Source organism: Paenibacillus lupini (assembly GCF_011761355.1).
Classification (GTDB): Bacteria; Bacillota; Bacilli; order Paenibacillales; family Paenibacillaceae; genus Pristimantibacillus; species Pristimantibacillus lupini.
On sequence record NZ_JAASRW010000003.1, the window covers coordinates 629,302 to 650,493 of the forward strand.

Here is a 21,192-nt window from a genome sequence, read left to right on the forward strand (position 1 = left end):
AATAGAAAGAAATTACCCTTCTTCGTCACCTGAATCGATTAGCTGTTATGTTATGATAACAATATATTATCAAGGTATTAACGGATATCCCATATCCATAGTGAGAAGATATTTACCCAAATCAAGCAATATGATGCATCATGCGGGAGGCGTTTGGAATGGAGCAAAAAGAACGACAAAAAAGAGAGTTTATACTTCCTGATATGGACTCTACTTTCCGCGTCTTTGGTGCTCATTGGAGAACCGTTGACAAGGATTGGAGCTATCCGCTGCATAAGCATCCTATATTCGAAATTAACCTGGTTCTATCCGGAATGCAGGAGTTTATTGTTGATCGAACGCGGTATGAACAAAAGCCAGGTGACCTGCTGCTGTTTAGACCTGGAGACCGGCATGAAAGCAGAGTGATTGGCGAAGAGGAGATGACGTATTACTGTCTCCATTTTGATGTGGATGAGCCTTCTTTTCGCGAGCTGCTTTGCCGCAGTCCTAGATGCTTTTATCCTTCAGATAGTGAACTTGCGATGGCGATCCGTCCTGCATTGGACAAGCTGATCGAGTTAACCTCGGAGGAATCGGTTGTGCGGACGGAAGCCCGTATGCATATATTGTCGGCTTTATTTGAGTTGTTTGCCGTTATCAGCGGTACTTTGTCCAAGCTCAATCAGGATCCGGCAGGAGCCCGAAGCTCGGAAGTTGCTTCTCAAGTTGCAGCTCTGCTGGAGCAAGCAGTGGAGGATGTAGAACTGGATGATAAGGATACGATAACAGCTATTGCGGTTACGTTAGGTTACAGCACCTCTTCGGTGAACCGTATGTTTACCCGCGCGTTTGGCGTATCGCCAAGGCAATATTTATCGACGTTAATGCTGAAGAAATCTAAGCTTCTGCTTATGGATCCTGAGCTTACTGTGGAAGAGATCTCTACAAAGCTTGGGTACAACAATATTGCACATTTCAGCAGACAGTTCAAACGGTGGACGGGGGAGTCACCAAGCCGTTATCGCTACCGATTTCATGAATGATGGATAAGATAGACAATAATGTTTAGAATGGTAAACTATAGGTTAGGTATTTTTAAGCGGCTGGGAATAAGAGGAGTGATAAGTAATGCGAAGCCATACCCGAAGGCGCTACCTATTAAGTCTGTTGACCGGCTTATTACTTATCCTTTCGTCATGCGGGATTGCAGAGATGACCTTTCATCCAACTGCTGATACAAAAACGATAAATATTGGAGTAACCTTCTCGCCTAATTCCTTAAACCCTCTGTCACCGGCTGGACAAGTCTCTTCCTATATAGCGGGTTTAATGTATTTGCCACTTGTAGAGCTGGATGACGATCTGACGTTCAAGTCGATGCTGGCGGATTCCATTACGACAACGGATCAATCTGTATTTACAATTCATCTGAATCAGGATGCCACATGGAGTGACGGTACGCCAATCACTGCAGATGATGTTATCTATACGCTGAAGCTTATGACGAATCGAGATATTGCGTCTAACTATGCCTATATGTTCGGGATTATTGAGGGTGTAGATTCAGAGGGATATATGCCTAAGGGACAGTCGGAATTAGCCGGAGTTCAGAAGGTCGATGAACATACCTTGACGATCAAGACAAAAGCACCAACAACGTTAATTATTTTCCAGGATACGATTGGCCGTGATTTGCTGACGCTTTCGAAAGCTGAGCTTGAGGACGAGTCTCTGGAAATGATTAAACAGGGTGATTTTGTGCAAAAATCAGCCGTCACAAGCGGCCCGTATAAGCTGGATAGTTACGAAAAGGATAAGCTAGTTCAGATGACAGCGAATAAAGCTTATTTCAAAGGCGAGCCGCATATTACCCGGTTAAATGTGAAGGTGCTGCCTAGCTCAATCATCGCGGCGCAGCTTCAAAATGGGAAGATCGATATGAACATTCCGTCATTTGGCGTGATTCCTATTCAAGATCATGGGATGGTCAAATCACTGTCTGATGTAACGACAATCGACGGGCCATCGATCGCAACTCAATTGATGTACATCAATGAACAAGTGCTGCCAAGTGCGAAGCAAAGAAAAGCGATATCCTGCGCGATTAACCGCGAGAGGATTGTAAATAATCTGCTGCGTGGAGCAGGGGAAACGGTGGATGGATTTTTTACAAGCTACAGCCCTTATGTAGATCCTAGTGTTATGCAGGTGGAATATAATCCGGATAAAGCAAAAAGCCTGCTCGCGGAGTCAGGCTGGCAATCCGGTACAAAATTGACGTTATCCGTCTTGTCCGGAGACAGCACGCTGGAGCAGGCGGCTCGTATGATGGGCGATGATTTGAAGGCAGTTGGGATCGACGTTAATATTCAGATGCTCGATTTTGCTTCCTTGGTGGATAGGCTCGTCAAGAAAGACTACGATCTTGGCATCATGACAGTTGCGATGTCACTTGTAAATCCACTGCCGGATATTGCTTATTTTCTGCAAAAAGGGAATCCTAACGGTTATGCAAATCCCGAGGTGAATAAGGTGCTGTCATCCCTTCAGTCGGAGACGGAGGAAACGGCGATTAAGCAAGCCTATAGCAGGCTGCAGCAGATTACGGCAGAAGATGTGCCCATGCCGTCCATCTATGCCACTCGTGCCCTTGGCGCAGTTAATCATAAGGTGATCGGCGCAACGCCAAAGGATTACGGTATGTTCATCAATGTGGAGAATTGGGATATTAAGCGTTAAATTTATTCGAATCGAGAGTTAGAACAACCGGACAATGATCGCTGCCGAGTATCAGGCTGTCGATGCCAGAATCGACGATGCTTGGAGCGAGTCTTGCTGACGCCAGAAAATAGTCAATACGCCAGCCGACATTCCGTTCCCGGATCTTCGGCATATAGGACCACCAGGAGTAAGCATCAGTTTGCTCCGGATACAAATAACGGAACGTATCGATAAACCCGGAGTCCAGAATCCGCGTCATTTTCTCCCGTTCTTCATCAGTGAAGCCGGAGTTGCCGCGGTTGGATTTCGGGTTTTTCAGATCGATTTCCTGATGGGCCACATTCAAATCCCCGCAAACAATAACAGGTTTATGCTCGTCCAGCTGCGAGAGATAGCTTCTAAACTTGTCTTCCCATTCAAGCCGGAGCTCCAGCCTCGACAGATCACGTCTTGCATTTGGCGTATACACATTCACGAGAAAGAAGTCTTCAAGCTCCAGTGTAATGACTCGTCCCTCGTTGTCATCATCTTCTTCGCCTAGCCCATAGCTTACCGAAAGAGGCTTATGCTTTGTGAAAATCGCCGTACCGGAGTATCCCTTTTTCTCGGCATAATTCCAGAACAAATGATACTGTTCGCCTAGCTCCATCGTAATTTGACCCTCTTGAAGCTTTGTCTCCTGCAAGCAGAAAAAGTCTGCATCCATGTCATTAAAATACGTCATAAATCCTTTATTTACACAGGCTCTAAGGCCATTTACATTCCAAGATACAAGCTTCATATAGCGGTATTCTCCTTCTCTATCATCTCTAGTACTACTAGTGTAACACATGGCATCATCCTCGAAGTCCCTAAAAATTTGCCTTTGCGGCATACGTCTGCCAAGTGATTCTGCTACAATAAAGGGACAGATTATGAGAAAGAGGAGATCACATGAAGTTCAGACCATGTATCGACCTGCACAGCGGGAAAGTTAAGCAAATTGTTGGGGAGACGCTGGATGCCAATCCACAGCGTGTCGTTGAAAATTTTGTATCCGAGCATGACTCGGCTTATTATGCTTCGATGTTCAAGCGGGACGGCCTGACAGGTGGTCATGTCATTATGCTTGGCGGAGGTAATGAAGAAGCTGCATTAGCAGCGCTGCGTGAATACCCTGGCGGCCTGCAAATTGGCGGCGGCATCACAGCAGACAATGCGGCTCAATACCTGGAAGCAGGCGCTTCGCAGGTTATTGTCACTTCGTATATTTTCCGTGATGGCGAGCTCAACATGGACAACTTGAACAAGATTGTATCCGAGGTTGGTAAGGACAAGCTCGTGATCGATCTGAGCTGTAAGCAAAAGGATGGAAGCTGGCATGTCGTCACGAATCAATGGCGGACGTTCAGCAACTTTGAGGTCAATGAAGCGAATCTTCGCGAGTTGGAATCGTATTGCAGCGAGTTTCTTGTTCATGCGGTAGATGTAGAGGGGAAACGGACAGGCATTTTAGAAAGCTTGGTCGAGCAGTTGGCGGCTTGGGTGAAAATCCCGACTACATATGCGGGCGGCGCCCGGTCTTTCGAGGATTTGGAGCTGTTCCGCCGTCTGACTAACGGCAAGCTGGATATTACGATCGGCAGCGCGCTGGATATCTTCGGCGGCAACTTGTCCTATGATGAGGTAGTGGCATACTGCCGGCGGTAGAGAGGTCGAAGTTAATCCCTAGAATTGGAACGCAAAAAATGTATCTCCTACACCGAATCTGCAAACATAAATAGCTGTCTGCAGATTCGGTGTTACGGTTGCTGTTGCCATTGTGAAAATTTGAATTTACTCGTTTTACGAGATTTCACAATGGCAAAGGCAAGCGCTTCGCTCCTCCAGGAGATACATTTCTCGCTTATCCTCTCTTGGCGATTAAAAACGACCTCTCTTTTTTTATGCCTTTAACAGTAAAAATGTAAACTTCAACTATTCTTTGCCATGGCGCATAAACAGCCACACCCCGAACAGAATTACGATGCCTGCGCTAAGCTGCCAGGCGGTCAATGCCTCTTTCAGCAACGCCCACGCCAGGATCGATGCGATAACCGGTTCGCCTAGTACGGACATTGAGACGGCTGTGGCGTTCATATATTTCAGCAGCCAGTTGAATAAATAATGACCAAACAAGGTTGGTACAATCGCGAGAAGAAGGAAGATGCCCCATTCATGCGAGCTGTAGCCGGTAAAACGATAATCTTGGATGAGGTTATAGATCGCAAGGGTTGTGGCGGCAATCGCAAACACAAGGAAGTTGTAGGCGAATGCGCTTATATTGTTCCGCAGCTGTTTACCGATCAGCATATGAATGGCAACCGCAATCGTACCCAGAATCGACAACACATCTCCGTACAGCGCTTCCTGCGATAACGCGAGGTCGCTTGAGCCTATAATGACAGTTCCGATCATTGCAATGCCCATGCCAAGCAGCATAATCCGGTTTGTCTTGGTCTTGAAAAGCAGGTAGGAGCCAAGCATAACAAGAACTGGCTCGAGCGCCAGGAAGATGGTTGAGCTGGCGACGGTTGTATAGTTCAGGGATGACATCCACAGAAGAAAATGCAAAGCAAGCATGACGCCGGAGGCAAATAACAGCAATATCTGGCGGGCGCTGTGCTGGGTAAGCTCGCGCCGGTATTTCCAAGCGAGCGGCAGCATAATCAGAATGGTTAGATACAAGCGGTACATACCGATTACCGATGGCTCGGCACTCGACCACTTTATGAAGATTGATGAGAACGAGATGGCAATAATGCCAACGACATAGAGCAGCTCGTAGGCGTAGTTTGATGCGCGATTCATGAATGATACTTCTCCCATGCAATAAATTAGAATAAAAAACCCAACATGTAATACTACTACAGGAGGGCAAACGGGAGCAATTTGTAACTCCTGCCTTTCCTTGCGAGCCTCTTGAAAAAACGATTGACAGTTGTTTCCTTTCTCGTTATGATCAGTACCAATAGAGATGGATTGACGAAAATGTCAGTCTGTCAGAATGAGATCGAATCGACTGGACGAACCAGAGATTCAATGGAAGACGGCTTCGGCTGAGTCCATTGGATCTTTTTTTTATTCCTAAATCCTACTATTCCAATGAGGAAAAGATGGAACGAGTAAGACAAACCAAATAGAGGAGGTGCCGGCTATGTCGACGGCATTATTGGAAATTGTAGATGTGAGCAAAACGTTCCGCTCCGCAGGAGATGCGGTCCCGGTTCTGGATCGGCTGAAGCTGACAGTTAATCAAGGGGAGATTGTATCGATTATAGGACCAAGCGGCTGCGGCAAGAGCACACTGCTCAAGATTGTTGCAGGGCTTGATATCGATATCGAAGGCCGTGTTCTGCTTGAAGGGGAGCCGGTGAAGAAGCCTTCTCAGGAAAAAGGATTTATTTTTCAAGAGCATCGTTTATTCCCTTGGCTGACGGTCGAGCGGAACATTGCCGCAGATCTGTCTCTTCGGAAGCCTGATGTCAGAAGGAAGGTTGATGAGCTGATCAAGCTGGTCAAATTGCAAGGTTTTGAAAAAGCCTATCCGAAGCAGCTGTCAGGCGGTATGTCCCAGCGTGTTGCGATTGCAAGAGCCTTGCTCCGCAATCCGAAGGTACTGCTGCTCGATGAGCCATTTGGCGCTCTTGATGCCTTCACCCGCAGTCATATGCAGGAGGCTCTGCTCGATATATGGCGGGAGAACCGTACAACAATGCTGTTTGTGACCCATGATATCGATGAAGCGGTCTTTCTCTCTCATCGGGTTATCGTGCTCGACGCACGTCCCGGCCGAATCAAAACGATCGTACCCATCGATCTTCCGTTTCCTCGAAAAAGAACAGGCGCTGCGTTCCAGGAGCTTCGCACTCTGATATTGCGGGCTTTGGAGCATGAGGAGCCAGAGAACGGCTCCGTCAGTTACACAATCTAGCGGCAGCGGAGATTGTCATTGTATCTAGCGGTTAGCGGAGGTTGTTTCGGTCGAGTGTGACTATTGCGTGTTTGTTTTTAACCGAAGAAACCGTTTAATCAAAAAAACAAACCGCAAGGAACAATCGATTGAAACAACCGGAGCGCCCAAGGAGCAATCGACTGAAATAACTGAAGCGCTGAAAGGAGTAACAGAAATGTCTAACCCAACAACAGAAGCTTTAAAAGGGGTTGCACCTTCCCAAGTTACAGCAAAGCCGATTGCGTCCAATCACACGACAAGGAAGAAGGGGGATTTCAAGGGGAGAAAATTTTTGCTTGGCAGCCTGCTGCCTCTAATCATTCTGGGGAGTTGGCAATATGTAAGCGGGACAGGAATCGTGGATCCAATGTTGTTCCCAGCACCTTCATCGATTATAAAAGAGTTCTATGAGATGGTTGTGTCCGGCGAACTATTCCGGCACCTGGAGATTAGTGTGCTCAGGGCATTGCTTGGCTTCCTGCTTGGCGGCAGCCTTGGGCTGCTCTTTGGTCTTGCGGTGGGGATGTTCAGCAAGTTCGAAGAGCTTGTGGACCCTACCGTGCAAATGATTCGTACCGTACCGCTGCTTGCGATTACGCCGCTGTTTATTTTATGGTTCGGCTTTGGGGAGACGTCGAAAATATTACTTATTGCGCTAGGGTCGTTCTTTCCGCTGTACGTCAATACGTTTCTTGGCGTGCGGAATGTGGATTCAAAGCTGTTTGATGTGGCGCGTGTCCTGGAGTTCAAGCGGGTGAATCAAATGCTGCGACTCGTTCTACCGGCAGCGATGCCTAATGTTCTCCTTGGTCTGCGGTTATCAATCAGTATTGCATGGCTGGTGCTGGTTGTAGCGGAGCTGATGGGAGCCGATCGGGGCATTGGCTACTTGATCCAGGATGCCCGGTCGTTTATGCGTACGGAGGTTGTATTTATTGGGATTATCCTGTTCGCTGCCGTAGGCAAATTAACAGACTCGCTCGTACGGGTGCTGGAACGTCGTCTGCTCAAATGGCGCGACAGCTACAGAGGATAATTACATTTGAGGTGGATTGACGCTTGGCGGCAGCTTGGCAGCTTCCGCTTCGAAATATTGCTTAAGCTCGGCTTCTTTACGTGGGTCCGTCATCGTTACTTTGCCTTCCAAATGCTTGGTCACAAACAGCTCCCATGATGGTGCTGTCTTATGAGAGCGCATGGAACGGACCGCATTTTTGACGAGTCTGCGTTCTTTGGCATTTGTGTATTGATCCTTGTATTTCTGCTTGTAGCCGTCAAAATCAAGATGATCAAATACCGCCCGGAACACATCTGCCGTCATGATCGCATCGTCGAGTGCGCGATGGGCATTGCCTGCAGAGGTCAGATTCAGATCGGCTATAGCGCCTTCTACGCTGACGTCGTTCGTAACATTTTTATAACGAAGATAGCCTTTAAGCAGATCAAAAGAATCAACGGAAAGCCAGAAGGCATCATCCATCTTGTGCATCCGCGTATCAAAGACAATTCGCTTCATGTCTTCGCCGCCCCAGGTCATGATGATAAACGATTCACCTCGGTCCAGCCACTTGATAAACTCCTCTATGACACGAGGGAATCTTGGTGCTATATCAATCTCTTCCTGCGGAATACCTGTTTTTTTCTTAATAAAGGAATTCAGCTTGGAGAAGTAGACCGGTCTGATTAAGGAAGAAAAGATATCTGTCTGCTGCAAGTCAGCATTCAGCCGTACAGCGCCAATCTCGATGACTTCCATCGGAAGGTCACTCGCGAATTTGCGTCCGTTAAATTCAATGTCCAGAATTATATAATCCATATATTAACCCCCGATTAATTGCTCATGCCTATCCATTCTAACAGAAATCAGGAGTGAACAGGAGTGAGCGTATGAGAACCTCATGAGAGGATCATGGTAGAAGGAGCAAAATCTATGGCCCGGAATGTCATCAAGGATCAGCAGCAAAGGGAGCTGCGCCGCAATCAGATCTTAACGGCAGCAGCCTCGGTCTTTACCAAACGCGGTGTAGCTGTGGCGAAAATATCGGATATTGCGACCGAAGCGGGATTAAGCTACGGTCATGTTTATAATTTTTTTGAATCCAAGGAAGAGATTCTACTTGTGCTCGTACAGTCCTCGCAAGAGAGGTATACGGAGCTATTGCAGGAGGCGCGGAGCGGCAGTGGAACGGTCATTGATAAGCTGAAGCGGCTGATCAGCCAATATATGCACAGCAGCAGGACCGGAACGATGTATTGGGTTGTGCTGCAAGCACAGGCAACCGAAGTGTTAAGCTCGGACGAGAAGGAGATCATTCACCAGAATGTGCATCGTAACCGCGATCTTCTGGCGGATATTTTGCTTGACGGTCAGGTAGAGGGTACGATTGCTGATGGTGATCCTCTTGAACTGGCAACACTCTTACTTACGCTGTTCCATAATACGGCGATGTGGGCGTATCGCGGGTTTGGCGAGCCTTCTGATCATGTCATAGACATTATGTTGAGGCTGGTTGTGAAGTAATCTTAGTAAATAGATTGGAATTATATGAAAAATGGTTGACAGGAATTGGGTCAGCTGTTAATATCAAAATCACCAAATGACAAATTGATCATTTTATCAGTTTGTCGCAAACAGGAGAATAATGAATCGACTGGTTCACCGGAGATTCGATTTTATAACCGTCCACCTGATCACAGGGGCGTTTATGGAATCGAATCTTTTTTATTCTCTAAATCCGATTAAATAGATGAGTAAACTAAGGTTAAGGGGATGGAGCTTATGAAGAGAAACAAGTTACGAGCACTTACAATTACGGCCATGTCGGTTATTGCACTGGTATCGGTGCTGGCTGGCTGCGGTAATAACAGCAAGGCTTCGAATGAGAAGCCCGAATCAGATTCGGCAGCGGCACCAGCGAGTGAAGCAACTGAACGTCCGCACGTTACCGTAAACGTTGCAATTAACGGCGGATTGTCGCCGCTGCTTCTGGCCAAGCAAAAAGGCTGGCTGGAGGAAGAACTCAAGCCGCTGAATGCAGAGGTAAGCTGGAGTGAATTCCAAAGCGGACCTCCACTGCTGGAGTCGCTCGCCTCGAAGCGAGTAGATCTCTCCTTCCTTGGCGATGGGGCAACGATCTCTGGTTTGTCGGCGAACCTGCCATTCGAAGTTATTGGGCTGGTCAGTGATGGCAAGCTTGCGAATTCGATTATCGTGCCGAAGGATAAAGGAGTTTCAAAGGTTGAGGATTTGAAAGGCAAGTCCGTTGCGGTTGCGAAAGGAACAACGGCACATGTTTTTCTGCTGAAGGTACTTGAGAAGCATGGGCTGAGCGATAAGGACGTTAATCTTATTGCGCTGCAGCCAGAGGATGCATTACCTGCGTTCGAGACTGGCAAGGTGGATGCGTGGGTAACCTGGGATCCTTATACGACAAAGGAAACGGCATCTGGCAAGGCGACCGTTATTGCGGGAGCGGAGGAAGGAATCGCGGCACCGGTATCCGCCATTGCAAGATCGGAGTTTGCGGAGAAGAATCCGGAACTGGTCACCGCATTTTTGAAAGTATATAAACAAGCCATTGACTGGCAGAACGCTAATAACGACGAAGCGGTTCAGATCTATGCCGATCTGAAGAAGATTGATGCAGGTGTAGTGAAGGCGCTGCTTGCAAGCTCGGCCCCTAATCTTCGAGTGTATACCCAAGAAGAGCTGGATGCGCAGCAGAAGTCGGCGGAGCTCTTGCTCAGCAACGGCTTCATTAAAAATAAGGTTAGCTTCCAGGACCATGTAGCGTTTAGTTATCTTGAGAAGCTGTCCCAATAAATATTACAAATTAAAGGAGCGATTATCCATGACTCAATCAACAGTCGACACATCCCGTCAATTTGATCTTTTCTCGAAGCGCCAAATCCAAGGCGGTCCACGTTTCTTGCAGCGTTTGGCTGATGGCCTTGAAGAGCGTCCCTACGAATTATTCACATTGAAGCCGCTTGGCCCGGTGATCGGTGCTGAGATTGAAGGAGTGGACCTTAGAGAGCAGGTATCGCCGGAGGTGAAGGCTGAGCTGCATCGTGCATTACTGGAGTGGAAAGTGCTCTTCTTCCGCGATCAGGATATTACGAGCCAGCAGCAGCTGGATTTTGCAAGACAATGGGGTGAGCTTGAGAATCATCCGTTCCTGCCAAAAGGTGCAGCCGCTGAAATTACTCGTTTCGAGAAAGACGCAAACATGAAGGGCCAAGAGAATAATTGGCATACGGATGTGTCTTGGCGACTGGAACCATCCTTTGGCGCGGTGCTCCGTTTATCCGAAGTGCCTCCACAAGGCGGGGATACCCTTTGGGCGGACATGGGCGCCGCTTATGATAACCTCCCAGAAGAAGTGAAAGAGCGTATTAATGGTCTGACAGCGATTCATGACTTTACGCCAACTTTCGGACGGAATATGCCGCCAGAGCTGCTCGCTCAGAAACAAGCGGAGTTCCCTGCTGCAGAACATCCGGTTGTCCGGACGCATCCGGAGACAGGGCGCAAGACGCTGTTCGTCAATCGGGTATTCACCACACGAATCGTTGGTCTTAATGAGGAAGAAGGGGAAGAGCTGCTCCAGTACTTGTTCAGACAAGCGGAGATTCCGGAATATCAAGTGCGTTTCAATTGGGAAAAGAATTCGATAGCGCTATGGGATAACCGTTCGACACAGCATTATGCCTCATCCGATTATTATCCAAACCGCCGTGTTGCCGAACGGATTTCCATTATTGGCGACCGTCCTTATTAATTATATACTTAAGGCAGGCTTGGCCTTAACAAAGCGTTGAAGGAGAGGAAGCAATTGTCCACATCTTGGATCCAGCATTCCGTTATTTTTACATTAAAGCATGAAGAAGGTTCTGAGCAGGAGCGCAAGTTTCTGGAGGATGGCAAGGCGATTCTCAGCTCCATTCCTGTTGTTTCGCAGTTCCGGGTATTCCGGCAAGTAAGCCCAAAGAATGATTATAAGTTTGGATTCTCGATGGAGTTCTCCGATCAGGCGGCTTACGAGGCATATAATGCACATCCGTTGCATGTAAGCTTTGTAGCTGAGCGCTGGGAGAAGGAAGTAGAAGCATTCCTCGAGATCGATTATTCGGAAATATAGACAATAGGAGGGTGTCTCACGGGGTCTGAACAGACCGCTTGGGACACCCTCTTTTTGCATTTAGTAGGCCGGTTCAAAGGAAAAGGAAGCAATGTTCATGACCAGCACGTATCTGGTTTGATTCGTATCGGTAACAAGTGTCAAATATGAGGGATCAAATGCCGTCAGGATGCCTTGCTCCATACCAGCAGTTGTCGATATGGTCATCAGGCTGCCTTTATGACGGGTCATGAGGGAGAAAAGGGTTGATCCTGGCGTAATGAGGTGGGAAACAGATGGCGTTGTCATTAGAATCATTCCTTTCTTTAAATAACTGAGGGGAAATATAAGAAAGTATAAATTTTCATTTTTACTATGCTTATATTTCATCCGCGAAACGTAGGCTGCTTCTCCTAAGGACGGCACAGCCGTTTACGCTAGACTATATTATAAGTATCCGCTTACAAGCGAAAATGGAACCAGATTTTTAAGAGGGTTGTCCGAATAGTGGATATGTGCCTATAATGGAGCGGGAATGTTCAATCTTTTTGCGTTTATTTCACCTATGACTATGGGAGGTCATTATTCATGAAGAAGCTGAAAGTACTTGGGCAATTAGCAGAGGCAGGTGTTGTTGCCGTTCTGCGTGCGGATTCACCAGAGGAAGTAGCAGAGATGGCACGCCGTGCTATTAAAGGCGGAATTAAAGCGATTGAAATTACGATGACAGTGCCGTTCGCACTTCGTGCGATTGAACAGCTGTCCAATGAGTATTCCAGCACGGCTTCGCCGGACTCGGAAAACTTTGCAATTATTGGTGTTGGTACGGTACTAGATCCGGAGACAGCTCGTGCTGCTATTCTGGCCGGTGCGGAATTTGTTGTGGCACCTGCTTTTAACCCGGATACGATTAAGCTTTGCAACCGTTATGCGATTCCGGTAATGCCGGGCACGATGACGATTCATGAAATTCAAAGCGCGCTTGAGCTTGGTGTTGATGTGGTCAAGCTGTTCCCTGGCAATCTGTATTCACCTAGCATCATCCCTTCGATCAAAGGTCCGTTGCCGCAAGCAAACATTATGCCAACAGGCGGCGTATCGCTTTCCAATCTGAAGGATTGGATCAAAGCAGGCGCAGTAGCGGTTGGTATCGGTTCTGACCTGACGAAGGATGCAGTAGCAACTGGGGACTTCTCACTGATCGAGCAAAAAGCAAGCGCATATATGGAAGCTTATCGCAGCGCGAAAGGCTTGTAAGACTCGAAACGTCCTGAGTGAGGAGGGTATGTTCCCCGCTCAGGGCTTTTTTATGTATGCTGAATTTGTGAATTATGCCGTCCCGGCATCGATATGAGGCGGTAATCGTATTGAAATGACTAGGTGATTTTGTATAAAGTAGTACTATGTGCATGTAATAACGAAGGAGGCCGTTAAAGAGCATGGAATTCCGGATTGAGAAAGACACAATGGGTGAGATTAAGGTTGCTGCAGACAAGCTGTGGGGAGCTCAAACCCAGCGCAGCCTGCAAAACTTCAAAATTAGCGGCGAACGGATGCCGATTCAAGTTGTATACGGTATGGCGATCATTAAGAAAGCTGCAGCAATTGCGAACCAAAAGCTTGGCATGATCGATGCGGAGAAATCCGGTGTGATCGGCGAAGCGGTGGACGAGATTCTGGCTGGCAAATGGGATGAGCAGTTCCCGCTTGTTGTATGGCAGACAGGCAGCGGTACACAAACAAACATGAACGTGAACGAAGTTGTTGCTTTCCGTGCTAATCAGCTGCTCGCTGAACGCGGCAGTGCAGCGCGCATCCATCCTAATGATGATGTGAACCGTTCGCAAAGCTCGAATGATACATTCCCGGCAGCTCTGCATATCGCAGGTGTTGTTGAGGTAGAAGATAAATTGATTCCAGCCATTGATGTGCTTGCGGGTACGTTCGCAGAGAAAATGGAGAAATTCGATAACATTGTGAAAATCGGCAGAACGCATCTGCAGGATGCAACTCCGATTACACTTGGCCAAGAAATCAGCGGCTGGCACATGATGCTTGAGAAAACACGCGCTATGCTGATTCAAAGTGTAGACACGATGCGCGAACTGGCGCTTGGCGGTACAGCGGTTGGTACAGGCCTGAACGCTCATCCTGATTTTGCTGTTCAAGTGGCAACAGAAGTTACTGCTCTGACAGGTAAAACATTTATTACTGCTCCAAACAAATTCCACTCGCTGACAAGCCATGACCAAATCGTGTACGCACACGGTGCAGTTAAGGCGCTTGCGGCGGATCTGATGAAGATTGCCAACGACGTTCGCTGGCTGGCAAGCGGCCCGCGCTGCGGCATCGGCGAGATTTCGATTCCAGAGAACGAGCCAGGCAGCTCGATTATGCCAGGTAAAGTAAACCCTACACAAAGCGAAGCGCTGACGATGGCTGCTTGCCAAGTGTTTGGCAACGACGCAACAATCGGCTTTGCAGCAAGCCAAGGTAACTTCGAGCTTAACGTGTTTAAGCCAGTTATTATTTACAACTTCCTGCAATCCGTTGCTCTCATGGCAGACGGTATGATCTCGTTCAACGATAACTGTGCGGTTGGCATCGAGCCAAACGAAGCGGTAATCAAACGTAACCTGGATCAATCGTTGATGCTTGTTACTGCGCTGAACCCGTACATCGGTTACGAGAACGCAGCAGCAATTGCAAAAAACGCACACAAAAAAGGACTGACGCTGAAAGAATCCGCGATCGCAAGCGGCCTCCTTACTTCGGAGCAGTTCGACGAATACGTGAAACCGGAAGCTATGGTCGGCAAACGTTAATTTTAGATGTGGCAGGCTCCGAGAATTCGGAGCCTGTTTTTTTTGTGTGTTAGGATCTTGTAGGTTTGTGGAGACCTAGCTCTCAAATCAACCGTTCCTCTCGGCGCTCAACATTGCTCCCCGGCTGTGTTAAGGTCCCTCAGGGACCTTAACTAGTCGACTAGCTACTTTTTCTTTAACTTAAGGTCCCTGAGGGACCTTAAGTTCCACTTGAACAGTGGAAACAAGCGGATTGGGATTGGTGTTTGGAGGGTTAAGATCCCTGAGGGATCTTAACCAGCCGAGTAGCTACCTCTTTCTTTGACTTAAGGTCCGTGAGGGACCTTAAGTTCCGCTTGAACAGTGGGAATATGCGAATTGAGACCGGTGTTTGGAGGTTTAAGGTCCCTGAGGGACCTTAAGTTCTGCTTGAATAGTGGAGTTGGGTGGGCGAGGGCGAGGTTTGGTGTGCCCAGAGCGCAGATTTTGGTGACTTAAGGTCCCAGGGAACCTTAAGTGGTCGTCGAGGCAGTTTTGGAATAAGGAGTGCAGCCTGGACGGCTCGGGTGCCAGCGAGCGGTGGAATATGGTATGATACGGATGGCAGATGCCCTTGCGGGATGCTGCACATTTTGGATGTAAAGTAGGGTTCCCTCATGCATTTATTATCGGTTGAACATATAACGAAAAGCTATGGCGAGAAAATGCTCTTCGAAGACGTGACCTTTGGCGTCGAGGATGGAGATAAGATCGGCATTATTGGTGTGAATGGTACAGGTAAATCAACGTTTCTGAAGGTTATCGCAGGGCTTGAGCCTGCGGATGCTGGCGGAATCTCGATCGGCAATCGTGTGGTTGTCCGGATGCTTGCGCAGGACCCGGTATTTGCACCCGGCGAAACAGCATTGGAGCATGTGCTTGGCGGCAACTCGCCTCAACTGCGCGCAGTTCGCGAATATGCGGCTGCCCTTGAGGCTCTTGAGCTTAAGCCAAGTGATGAGTCACTGCAGGATCGGCTTATTAAAGCGAATCAGAAGATGGATGAGTTTGATGCCTGGACGCTCGAAAGCGAAGCAAAGACGGCACTGGGCCGGCTGGGTATCTTGAATTTTGACGATAAAGTAGATACCTTCTCAGGTGGTCAGCGGAAGCGTGTCGCGATGGCGGCGGCGCTGCTGCAGCCATCTGATATTCTTATTTTGGACGAGCCTACCAACCATATTGATAATGAGTCCGTTGCATGGCTCGAAGGTATGCTGCAGAAACGCAAAGGCGCTTTGCTCATGATTACGCATGATCGTTACTTCCTGGATCGGGTCAGCAACCGCGTAATTGAGCTGGACAAAGGGCGTGCGTATTTCTATCAAGCCAATTACAGCCGTTTTCTTGAGCTGAAGGTGGAGCGGGAAGAGCGGGAAGCGGCTTCGGAAGATAAGCGTCAGAACCTGCTTCGTAATGAGCTGGCTTGGATTCGGCGTGGAGCGAAAGCCCGGTCTACCAAGCAGAAAGCCCGGATCGATCGGTTTGAAGATCTGAAAGCGCAGGCTCCTAAGCAATCTTCTGGAAAAATGGATGTATCGGTTGCCTCGACGCGGCTGGGTAAAAAAATCGTAGAGATGGAGTCGGTCTCCAAACAGTTTGGTGATCGTACCCTCATTAAGGACTTCAGCTATATCGCAGTACCCGAGGATCGTGTCGGTATTGTTGGCCGTAACGGCAGTGGTAAATCGACTTTGCTTAACCTCATTACAGGCAAGCTGCAGCCCGATGAAGGAACAATTGAGCTGGGTATGACCGTTAAGATTGGCTGGTTCTCGCAAGAGCATGAAGAGATGGATGAGTCGCTTCGTGTGATCGAGTATATTCGCGAAGATGCGGAGCAGGTGCGCACGGCAGATGGTACAACGATCTCAGCGGGCCAAATGCTGGAGCGGTTTCTTTTCCCGCCTGCGATGCAATGGTCAATTATTAGCAAACTATCTGGTGGTGAGAAGCGCCGTTTGCAGTTGCTTCGTGTCTTGATGAATGCACCAAACGTGCTGCTGCTGGACGAACCAACCAATGATTTGGATATCGCAACATTATCTGTTTTGGAAGATTATCTTGATGACTTCCCAGGCGTCGTGTTCGTCGTATCCCATGACCGTTACTTCCTGGACCGCACGGTAGATAAGATCTTTGCGTTCGAAGGAGAAGGTGTCATTACGCAGCATGTGGGCAACTATACCGAATACCAAGAATACGTTGAAAAGTTTGGCAGCGGTAGCAGCTCATCTAGCCAGTCGGCAGGAAACGGCAAACTAGCGCAGGCGGCAGCCAAACCAGCTGCTGGGACAAATGCTCCTTCCACAGACAGCGGCAGCAAGCCTGCCGGTGAACGTGTAACGCGTATGTCCTACAAGGATCAGAAGGATTACGAGCAAATTGATGAATGGATCGCGAAAGCAGAGGAGCAGCTGGCTTCTGTTACAGATAAGATGAATAACGCAGGCAGTGATTCTGTTTTGCTGCAGCAATTAATTGAAGAGCAGCAGCAGTTAGAGCAGAAGCTGGAGCAGTTGATGGACCGGTGGACGGAGCTTAATGAGCTCGCCGAAATGATTGCTGCCCAGAAGAAGGGCTAGCAGGAGGAGGATTTCATAATGGCAAATGATATTCGAAACATATATTGCATCGGACGGAACTACCGTCTGCATGCGCTTGAGCTGGGTAATGAAGTGCCTGAGGAGCCGCTCGTCTTTACGAAGCCTTCCCATGCGGTTGTTCCGATGAACGGTAATGTCGTTGGAATTCCAGGTGGTCGTGGGGAAGTTCACTTTGAGCTGGAGCTCGTGCTGCGTATCTCCCGCTCCCTTGAGCCTGGCATGGAGCCGGACGAAATTATTGATGGACTTGCGCTTGGACTTGATCTGACGCTTCGTGATGTACAAAGCAAGCTGAAGGCAAAAGGACAGCCTTGGCTGGATGCTAAAGGCTTCAAAGCTTCCGCGCCGCTTGGCGAATGGATGGCGTATCCGGGTGAAGAGGCATTGAAGGCGCAGGATTTTGCCTTGCTTCGCAACGGCGAGCAAGCGCAAATGGGTAACTCGCGTGACATGCTGTTTAGCATCTCCGAGTTAGTGCGGCATATCGATTCGCGTTATGGCCTTGGCGCTGGCGATATTATTTTCACCGGCACACCTGCAGGCGTAGCCGCCTTGCATGACGGCGACGTGCTTGAAGCGCTGTGGAGCGGTGAAAAAGCAGCCAGCTGCACGATTAAATTGGTTTAGTTCATATAGAAAGCGGCATGCCGAATCGGGCATGCCGCTTTTATTTTTGCAGGGTGTATGTATGTTTGAGTAATGCTGTCTAAGTCTTTAAATAACGATCAATAAAATTCAGAACTTGCTTAATATTATCTGCGCTCTCGAATTCCTTGCCGCCATGGCCGGCTCCTTCGAGCAGATCCAGCTTCACTTTATCTGCACCAATTACAGCAGCTAGCTTCTCGTAAAAGATAACGGATTGCTCCGTGGGAATAAGTGGATCATGTGTGCCGTGTTGGATGAGAAACGGAGGTGTTTGCTCCGTAATATAGGTTTCAGGATTGGCCGCCTTCACTTTCTCCGGAGCCTCCGTAATGGTCTGTCCGATAAGCAGAGATTCTGGGGAGTCAGAAGCAATGTGTACCTGATGTGGTGCAACGACGCTATGAATGAACAACTCGTCCATTGTGAGGAAGTTGGTTGGGCCAAACCAGTCAACAACCGCCTGCACTTCAGAGGAGTAATCAGAGTTGCCCATACTGAGATCCTCAAGCTCGGAGTTAAACGCAGAAGTACCTGCAAGAGAAGATAGATGACCTCCGGCTGAACCGCCCCAAAGAGCGATTTTTTCAGCATTCAGATGGTACTTATCTGCGTTTGCTTTCACCCAACGGATGGCCGCTTTTACATCATAAATTTGGGCAGGGAAGATAGCTTCACCGCTTAGACGGTAATTGATAGAGACAACCGCGTATTGTCGTTTCAAGCCTTTCAGCATAGGTTTCAGCTGCATATCGGCTTTATCGCCAAATTTAAACGCTCCACCATGGATGGACATAATGACCGGGAATGGCCCGTCTCCAGTCTCTGGTAAATAAATATCAAGCTGTTGAGCAGGGGATTCGGTGTAATAAGGAAGGTTAAGCCATTTTCGTTCAATATTATTCGTATTGATTTTGTCCATCGGCATGCTGTTCATTCCTCCTTTAATGTATACAATAGTATACGATTCAAGAGGGAATTGGCAAATGTTTCAAGTTTATCATCCGGCCGCTGTGCTACGTCCAACTACGTCATCCAATAAGACCCTCGCAGGGTCTTAACTCAGCCTCAGCCAGCGTTTTTACCACATCCAATCGCCATCCATCGATGAATAAGACCCTAGCAGGGTCTTATTGGAGTAAAAGTTGCTACTCCGGTACTTAATAAGACCCTCGCAGGGACTTAACTCAGCCAAAGCTAGCTGTTTTGCCCCATCCAACCGCCATCCATCAATGAATAAGACCCTAGCAGGGTCTTATTGGATCAAATCAGGCTAGTCCGGTACTCAATAAGACCCCGGCAGGGGCTTAACTCAGCCCCGGCCAGCGGTTTCGCCTCAGCGGCAAAACAAAACCCCGCCAAAGCTCAGCTTCGGCGGGGTTACAAGCAAGTATGTCTAAGCGTTAAATGCGGTCAGCATCCATACATGCTTCTCGAGTGTGGTGTGAATCGCAAGCAGCATGTCGGCGGTCGTCTCATCGCCGGCCCCTTGGGCAATCTCCATGCCTTGCTTTAATTCAGTGATAACAGTGGTGAAGTCGCTGATCAACGTCTCGACCATCTGGGTGGCTGATTCACTGCCTTTTGCTTCCTTAATGCTGGCGATCTTTAAGTATTCTGCCATTGTAGCAACTGGTGCACCTTTTAAGGCAAGCAGCCGCTCGGCAAGCTCATCAACATGCAGGGCAGCTTCCTCATAGAACTCTTGAAACTTTACGTGCAGGGTGAAAAACTGAGTTCCTTTTACATACCAATGATAATTATGCAGCTTAATATACAGGACGCTCCAGTTGGCAATTTGTTTGTTCAAGACGTCATTTGTTTGAGTCATAGGTTCCTCATTCCTTTCCTAGACAATAGTGTGTACGCAGGAAAGGAATTACATACGCCTTAGAGAGGGCGATTGGCTGCCAAATGAACGGATGATTCCCGTACAATCAGCCGGTGTGGAATCGTGACATGAGACTGATGAACAGGCTCGTCCAAAATAAGACGGATCAGCATTTGGGATGCTGTATAGCCAAGCTGGTACGTGCCGATATCAACCGAACTGATAGGTGGTGTCGCAAGCTCAGACAGTGCAATATTGTTGAAGCTGACAAGGCTGATATCATCCGGAACCTTATAGCCGATTTCGGTCAATCCACGTAATACGCCAAACGCCACAACATCATCAATAACGACAAGTCCGGTAGGACGCTCCGGCAGCCCCATAATAAAGGACATCGCACGGAAGCCGCTTTCCTGCAGGAATTCGCCTTCCACAATCCATTCTGACTGCATAGGCAATCCAGCCTCGCGCATCGCTTTTTTATAACCTTCCATCCGATCATGTGAAACGGTCAAATTCGTTGGTCCGCTCACAAAGCCGATACGTGAATGGCCTTGCTTGATCAGATGTTGTGTCGCATCATAAGCAGCCTGTACGTTATCGTTATTGACCGTCATCATGTGGCTGCTTTCTTCATCGCTTCGGCCTATCAGAATGCTGGGGAAGTCCTGTTGATTCAAATGACGGATGAGCGGATCATTTACCCTTGCAGAGAGCAGAATCACACCGTCAACTCTTCGGCCGAATACGAGTCTCGAGATGGTCTCAGTCTCATCATGTGCACTTGTTGCTGTTGTTAACAGCATATCGTAACCCGCTCTCGTAGAGTGGGTTAATATTCCTCTTAATAATTCGCCAAAGAAGAAGTCCTGGAACAGCTCTTCTGCCGGACGTGGGAGCATAATGGCTAACGTCTTCGTTGTTTTTGATACGAGGCTCTTAGCCATGACATTAGGGTGATAGCCCATCTCCTCCATAATCTTTTTAACTTTGGCGGTAGTCTCCTTACTGATGCGGGGATGATTGGACACCACCCGCGACACTGTCGAAGGGGAGACTCCTGCTGCTCTTGCAATATCTTTAATGGTTACCATCGTTATCGTGATCCCCTTACCTGTTATGCAATCGTTTGAACTCTATGCATTTATGTTACTTGAACGGCTGTTTAAAGTAAACGGTATGAACGGAAGTTTGTTAAACAAAAGATGAAATATTGGGGAAATATGAGAAAAACGAAGGAATCTCGAGATAACGTCAAGAATGCTTGCGCAGATCATCTGTGCAAACGTTTTAACAAACGATATTGGCTGTTGTATGATGAATCCGTGGATATAACGCTTTCATGACGGTAATTGGCGTGATATAGGCTGATTAATAGTGAAAACGATGCGTTCCTTTATTTTTCTGTGGCCTATTAGACAAACGTTTGCACAAACAAACTAAAGGCGGCAACGATAGCCGCAGGCGTAGA

Annotated in this window: 20 protein-coding genes; 13 read left to right on the forward strand and 7 right to left on the reverse strand. The window is 48.1% G+C overall.

Annotated features, from left to right (window positions below; translation table 11 throughout):
* The first annotated feature begins 158 nt into the window (after window positions 1-158).
* Window positions 159-1,025, forward strand: a complete 867-nt coding sequence (locus FHS17_RS12470) for an AraC family transcriptional regulator (RefSeq protein ID WP_167278714.1) — start codon at window positions 159-161, stop codon at window positions 1,023-1,025.
* An 85-nt stretch (window positions 1,026-1,110) separates the two neighbouring features.
* On the forward strand, window positions 1,111-2,721 hold the full coding sequence (locus FHS17_RS12475; RefSeq protein WP_167278715.1) for an ABC transporter substrate-binding protein: 1,611 nt from the start codon (window positions 1,111-1,113) through the stop codon (window positions 2,719-2,721).
* Here the strand turns inward: FHS17_RS12475 and FHS17_RS12480 are convergent.
* On the reverse strand, window positions 2,711-3,484 hold the full coding sequence (locus FHS17_RS12480) for an exodeoxyribonuclease III (protein WP_167278716.1): 774 nt from the start codon (window positions 3,482-3,484) through the stop codon (window positions 2,711-2,713). The two genes, FHS17_RS12475 and FHS17_RS12480, sit on opposite strands and share 11 nt — an antisense overlap.
* Window positions 3,485-3,636: 152 nt before the next feature.
* On the opposite strand from FHS17_RS12480, the gene hisA reads away from it, so the two are divergent.
* The gene (gene hisA / locus FHS17_RS12485) at window positions 3,637-4,392 is read left to right on the forward strand and encodes a phosphoribosylformimino-5-aminoimidazole carboxamide ribotide isomerase (RefSeq protein ID WP_167278717.1); all 756 of its coding nucleotides are present in this window, start codon (window positions 3,637-3,639) and stop codon (window positions 4,390-4,392) included.
* Window positions 4,393-4,659: 267 nt separating this feature from the next.
* Here the strand turns inward: hisA and FHS17_RS12490 are convergent, their stop codons facing one another.
* Window positions 4,660-5,532: a DMT family transporter gene (locus FHS17_RS12490; RefSeq protein WP_167278718.1), complete on the reverse strand. Its 873-nt coding sequence runs from the start codon at window positions 5,530-5,532 to the stop codon at window positions 4,660-4,662.
* A gap of 346 nt (window positions 5,533-5,878) precedes the next feature.
* Here FHS17_RS12490 and FHS17_RS12495 point away from each other — a divergent pair, with 346 nt between their 5' ends.
* Both FHS17_RS12495 and FHS17_RS12500 read left to right on the forward strand, forming a co-directional pair.
* Window positions 5,879-6,655 (forward strand): ABC transporter ATP-binding protein, encoded by a 777-nt coding sequence (locus tag FHS17_RS12495; RefSeq protein ID WP_167278719.1) that lies wholly within the window; start codon window positions 5,879-5,881, stop codon window positions 6,653-6,655.
* Window positions 6,656-6,851: 196 nt separating this feature from the next.
* Entirely contained in the window at window positions 6,852-7,712 is an 861-nt protein-coding gene (locus FHS17_RS12500; RefSeq protein ID WP_167278720.1) for an ABC transporter permease, read from the forward strand.
* Here FHS17_RS12500 and FHS17_RS12505 read toward each other — a convergent pair whose 3' ends face one another.
* On the reverse strand, window positions 7,713-8,492 hold the full coding sequence (locus FHS17_RS12505) for a 3'-5' exonuclease (protein WP_167278721.1): 780 nt from the start codon (window positions 8,490-8,492) through the stop codon (window positions 7,713-7,715).
* A gap of 114 nt (window positions 8,493-8,606) precedes the next feature.
* On the opposite strand from FHS17_RS12505, the gene FHS17_RS12510 reads away from it, so the two are divergent.
* The 4 genes from FHS17_RS12510 (at window position 8,607) to FHS17_RS12525 (ending at window position 11,817) form a co-directional block, all read left to right on the forward strand.
* Complete coding sequence (locus tag FHS17_RS12510; protein WP_167278722.1) at window positions 8,607-9,197, forward strand: TetR/AcrR family transcriptional regulator; 591 nt, start codon at window positions 8,607-8,609, stop codon at window positions 9,195-9,197.
* Between the two features lie 258 nt (window positions 9,198-9,455).
* A complete protein-coding gene (locus FHS17_RS12515) occupies window positions 9,456-10,499 on the forward strand; it encodes an aliphatic sulfonate ABC transporter substrate-binding protein (protein ID WP_167278723.1) in 1,044 nt (347 codons plus the stop codon).
* A 28-nt stretch (window positions 10,500-10,527) separates the two neighbouring features.
* Window positions 10,528-11,457: a TauD/TfdA dioxygenase family protein gene (locus tag FHS17_RS12520; RefSeq protein ID WP_167278724.1), complete on the forward strand. Its 930-nt coding sequence runs from the start codon at window positions 10,528-10,530 to the stop codon at window positions 11,455-11,457.
* Window positions 11,458-11,511: 54 nt separating this feature from the next.
* Window positions 11,512-11,817 (forward strand): Dabb family protein, encoded by a 306-nt coding sequence (locus tag FHS17_RS12525; RefSeq protein WP_167278725.1) that lies wholly within the window; start codon window positions 11,512-11,514, stop codon window positions 11,815-11,817.
* Window positions 11,818-11,877: 60 nt separating this feature from the next.
* Here the strand turns inward: FHS17_RS12525 and FHS17_RS12530 are convergent, their stop codons facing one another.
* The gene (locus tag FHS17_RS12530) at window positions 11,878-12,105 is read right to left on the reverse strand and encodes a hypothetical protein (protein WP_167278726.1); all 228 of its coding nucleotides are present in this window, start codon (window positions 12,103-12,105) and stop codon (window positions 11,878-11,880) included.
* A gap of 279 nt (window positions 12,106-12,384) precedes the next feature.
* On the opposite strand from FHS17_RS12530, the gene FHS17_RS12535 reads away from it, so the two are divergent.
* The 4 genes from FHS17_RS12535 (at window position 12,385) to FHS17_RS12550 (ending at window position 17,872) form a co-directional block, all read left to right on the forward strand.
* Window positions 12,385-13,053 (forward strand): bifunctional 2-keto-4-hydroxyglutarate aldolase/2-keto-3-deoxy-6-phosphogluconate aldolase, encoded by a 669-nt coding sequence (locus tag FHS17_RS12535; RefSeq protein WP_167278727.1) that lies wholly within the window; start codon window positions 12,385-12,387, stop codon window positions 13,051-13,053.
* Window positions 13,054-13,235: 182 nt separating this feature from the next.
* Window positions 13,236-14,621, forward strand: coding sequence for a class II fumarate hydratase (fumC, locus tag FHS17_RS12540; protein ID WP_167278728.1), 1,386 nt, complete (start codon window positions 13,236-13,238; stop codon window positions 14,619-14,621).
* Window positions 14,622-15,256: 635 nt separating this feature from the next.
* The gene (locus FHS17_RS12545) at window positions 15,257-17,224 is read left to right on the forward strand and encodes an ABC-F family ATP-binding cassette domain-containing protein (protein ID WP_167278729.1); all 1,968 of its coding nucleotides are present in this window, start codon (window positions 15,257-15,259) and stop codon (window positions 17,222-17,224) included.
* 18 nt (window positions 17,225-17,242) lie between these two features.
* Window positions 17,243-17,872, forward strand: a complete 630-nt coding sequence (locus FHS17_RS12550) for a fumarylacetoacetate hydrolase family protein (protein WP_167278730.1) — start codon at window positions 17,243-17,245, stop codon at window positions 17,870-17,872.
* Between the two features lie 79 nt (window positions 17,873-17,951).
* Here FHS17_RS12550 and FHS17_RS12555 read toward each other — a convergent pair whose 3' ends face one another.
* The 3 genes from FHS17_RS12555 to FHS17_RS12565 form a co-directional block, all read right to left on the reverse strand.
* On the reverse strand, window positions 17,952-18,818 hold the full coding sequence (locus FHS17_RS12555; RefSeq protein WP_167278731.1) for an alpha/beta hydrolase: 867 nt from the start codon (window positions 18,816-18,818) through the stop codon (window positions 17,952-17,954).
* A 468-nt stretch (window positions 18,819-19,286) separates the two neighbouring features.
* A complete protein-coding gene (locus tag FHS17_RS12560) occupies window positions 19,287-19,721 on the reverse strand; it encodes a Dps family protein (protein ID WP_167278732.1) in 435 nt (144 codons plus the stop codon).
* A gap of 59 nt (window positions 19,722-19,780) precedes the next feature.
* Window positions 19,781-20,815 (reverse strand): LacI family DNA-binding transcriptional regulator, encoded by a 1,035-nt coding sequence (locus FHS17_RS12565; RefSeq protein WP_167278733.1) that lies wholly within the window; start codon window positions 20,813-20,815, stop codon window positions 19,781-19,783.
* Window positions 20,816-21,192 lie beyond the last annotated feature (377 nt).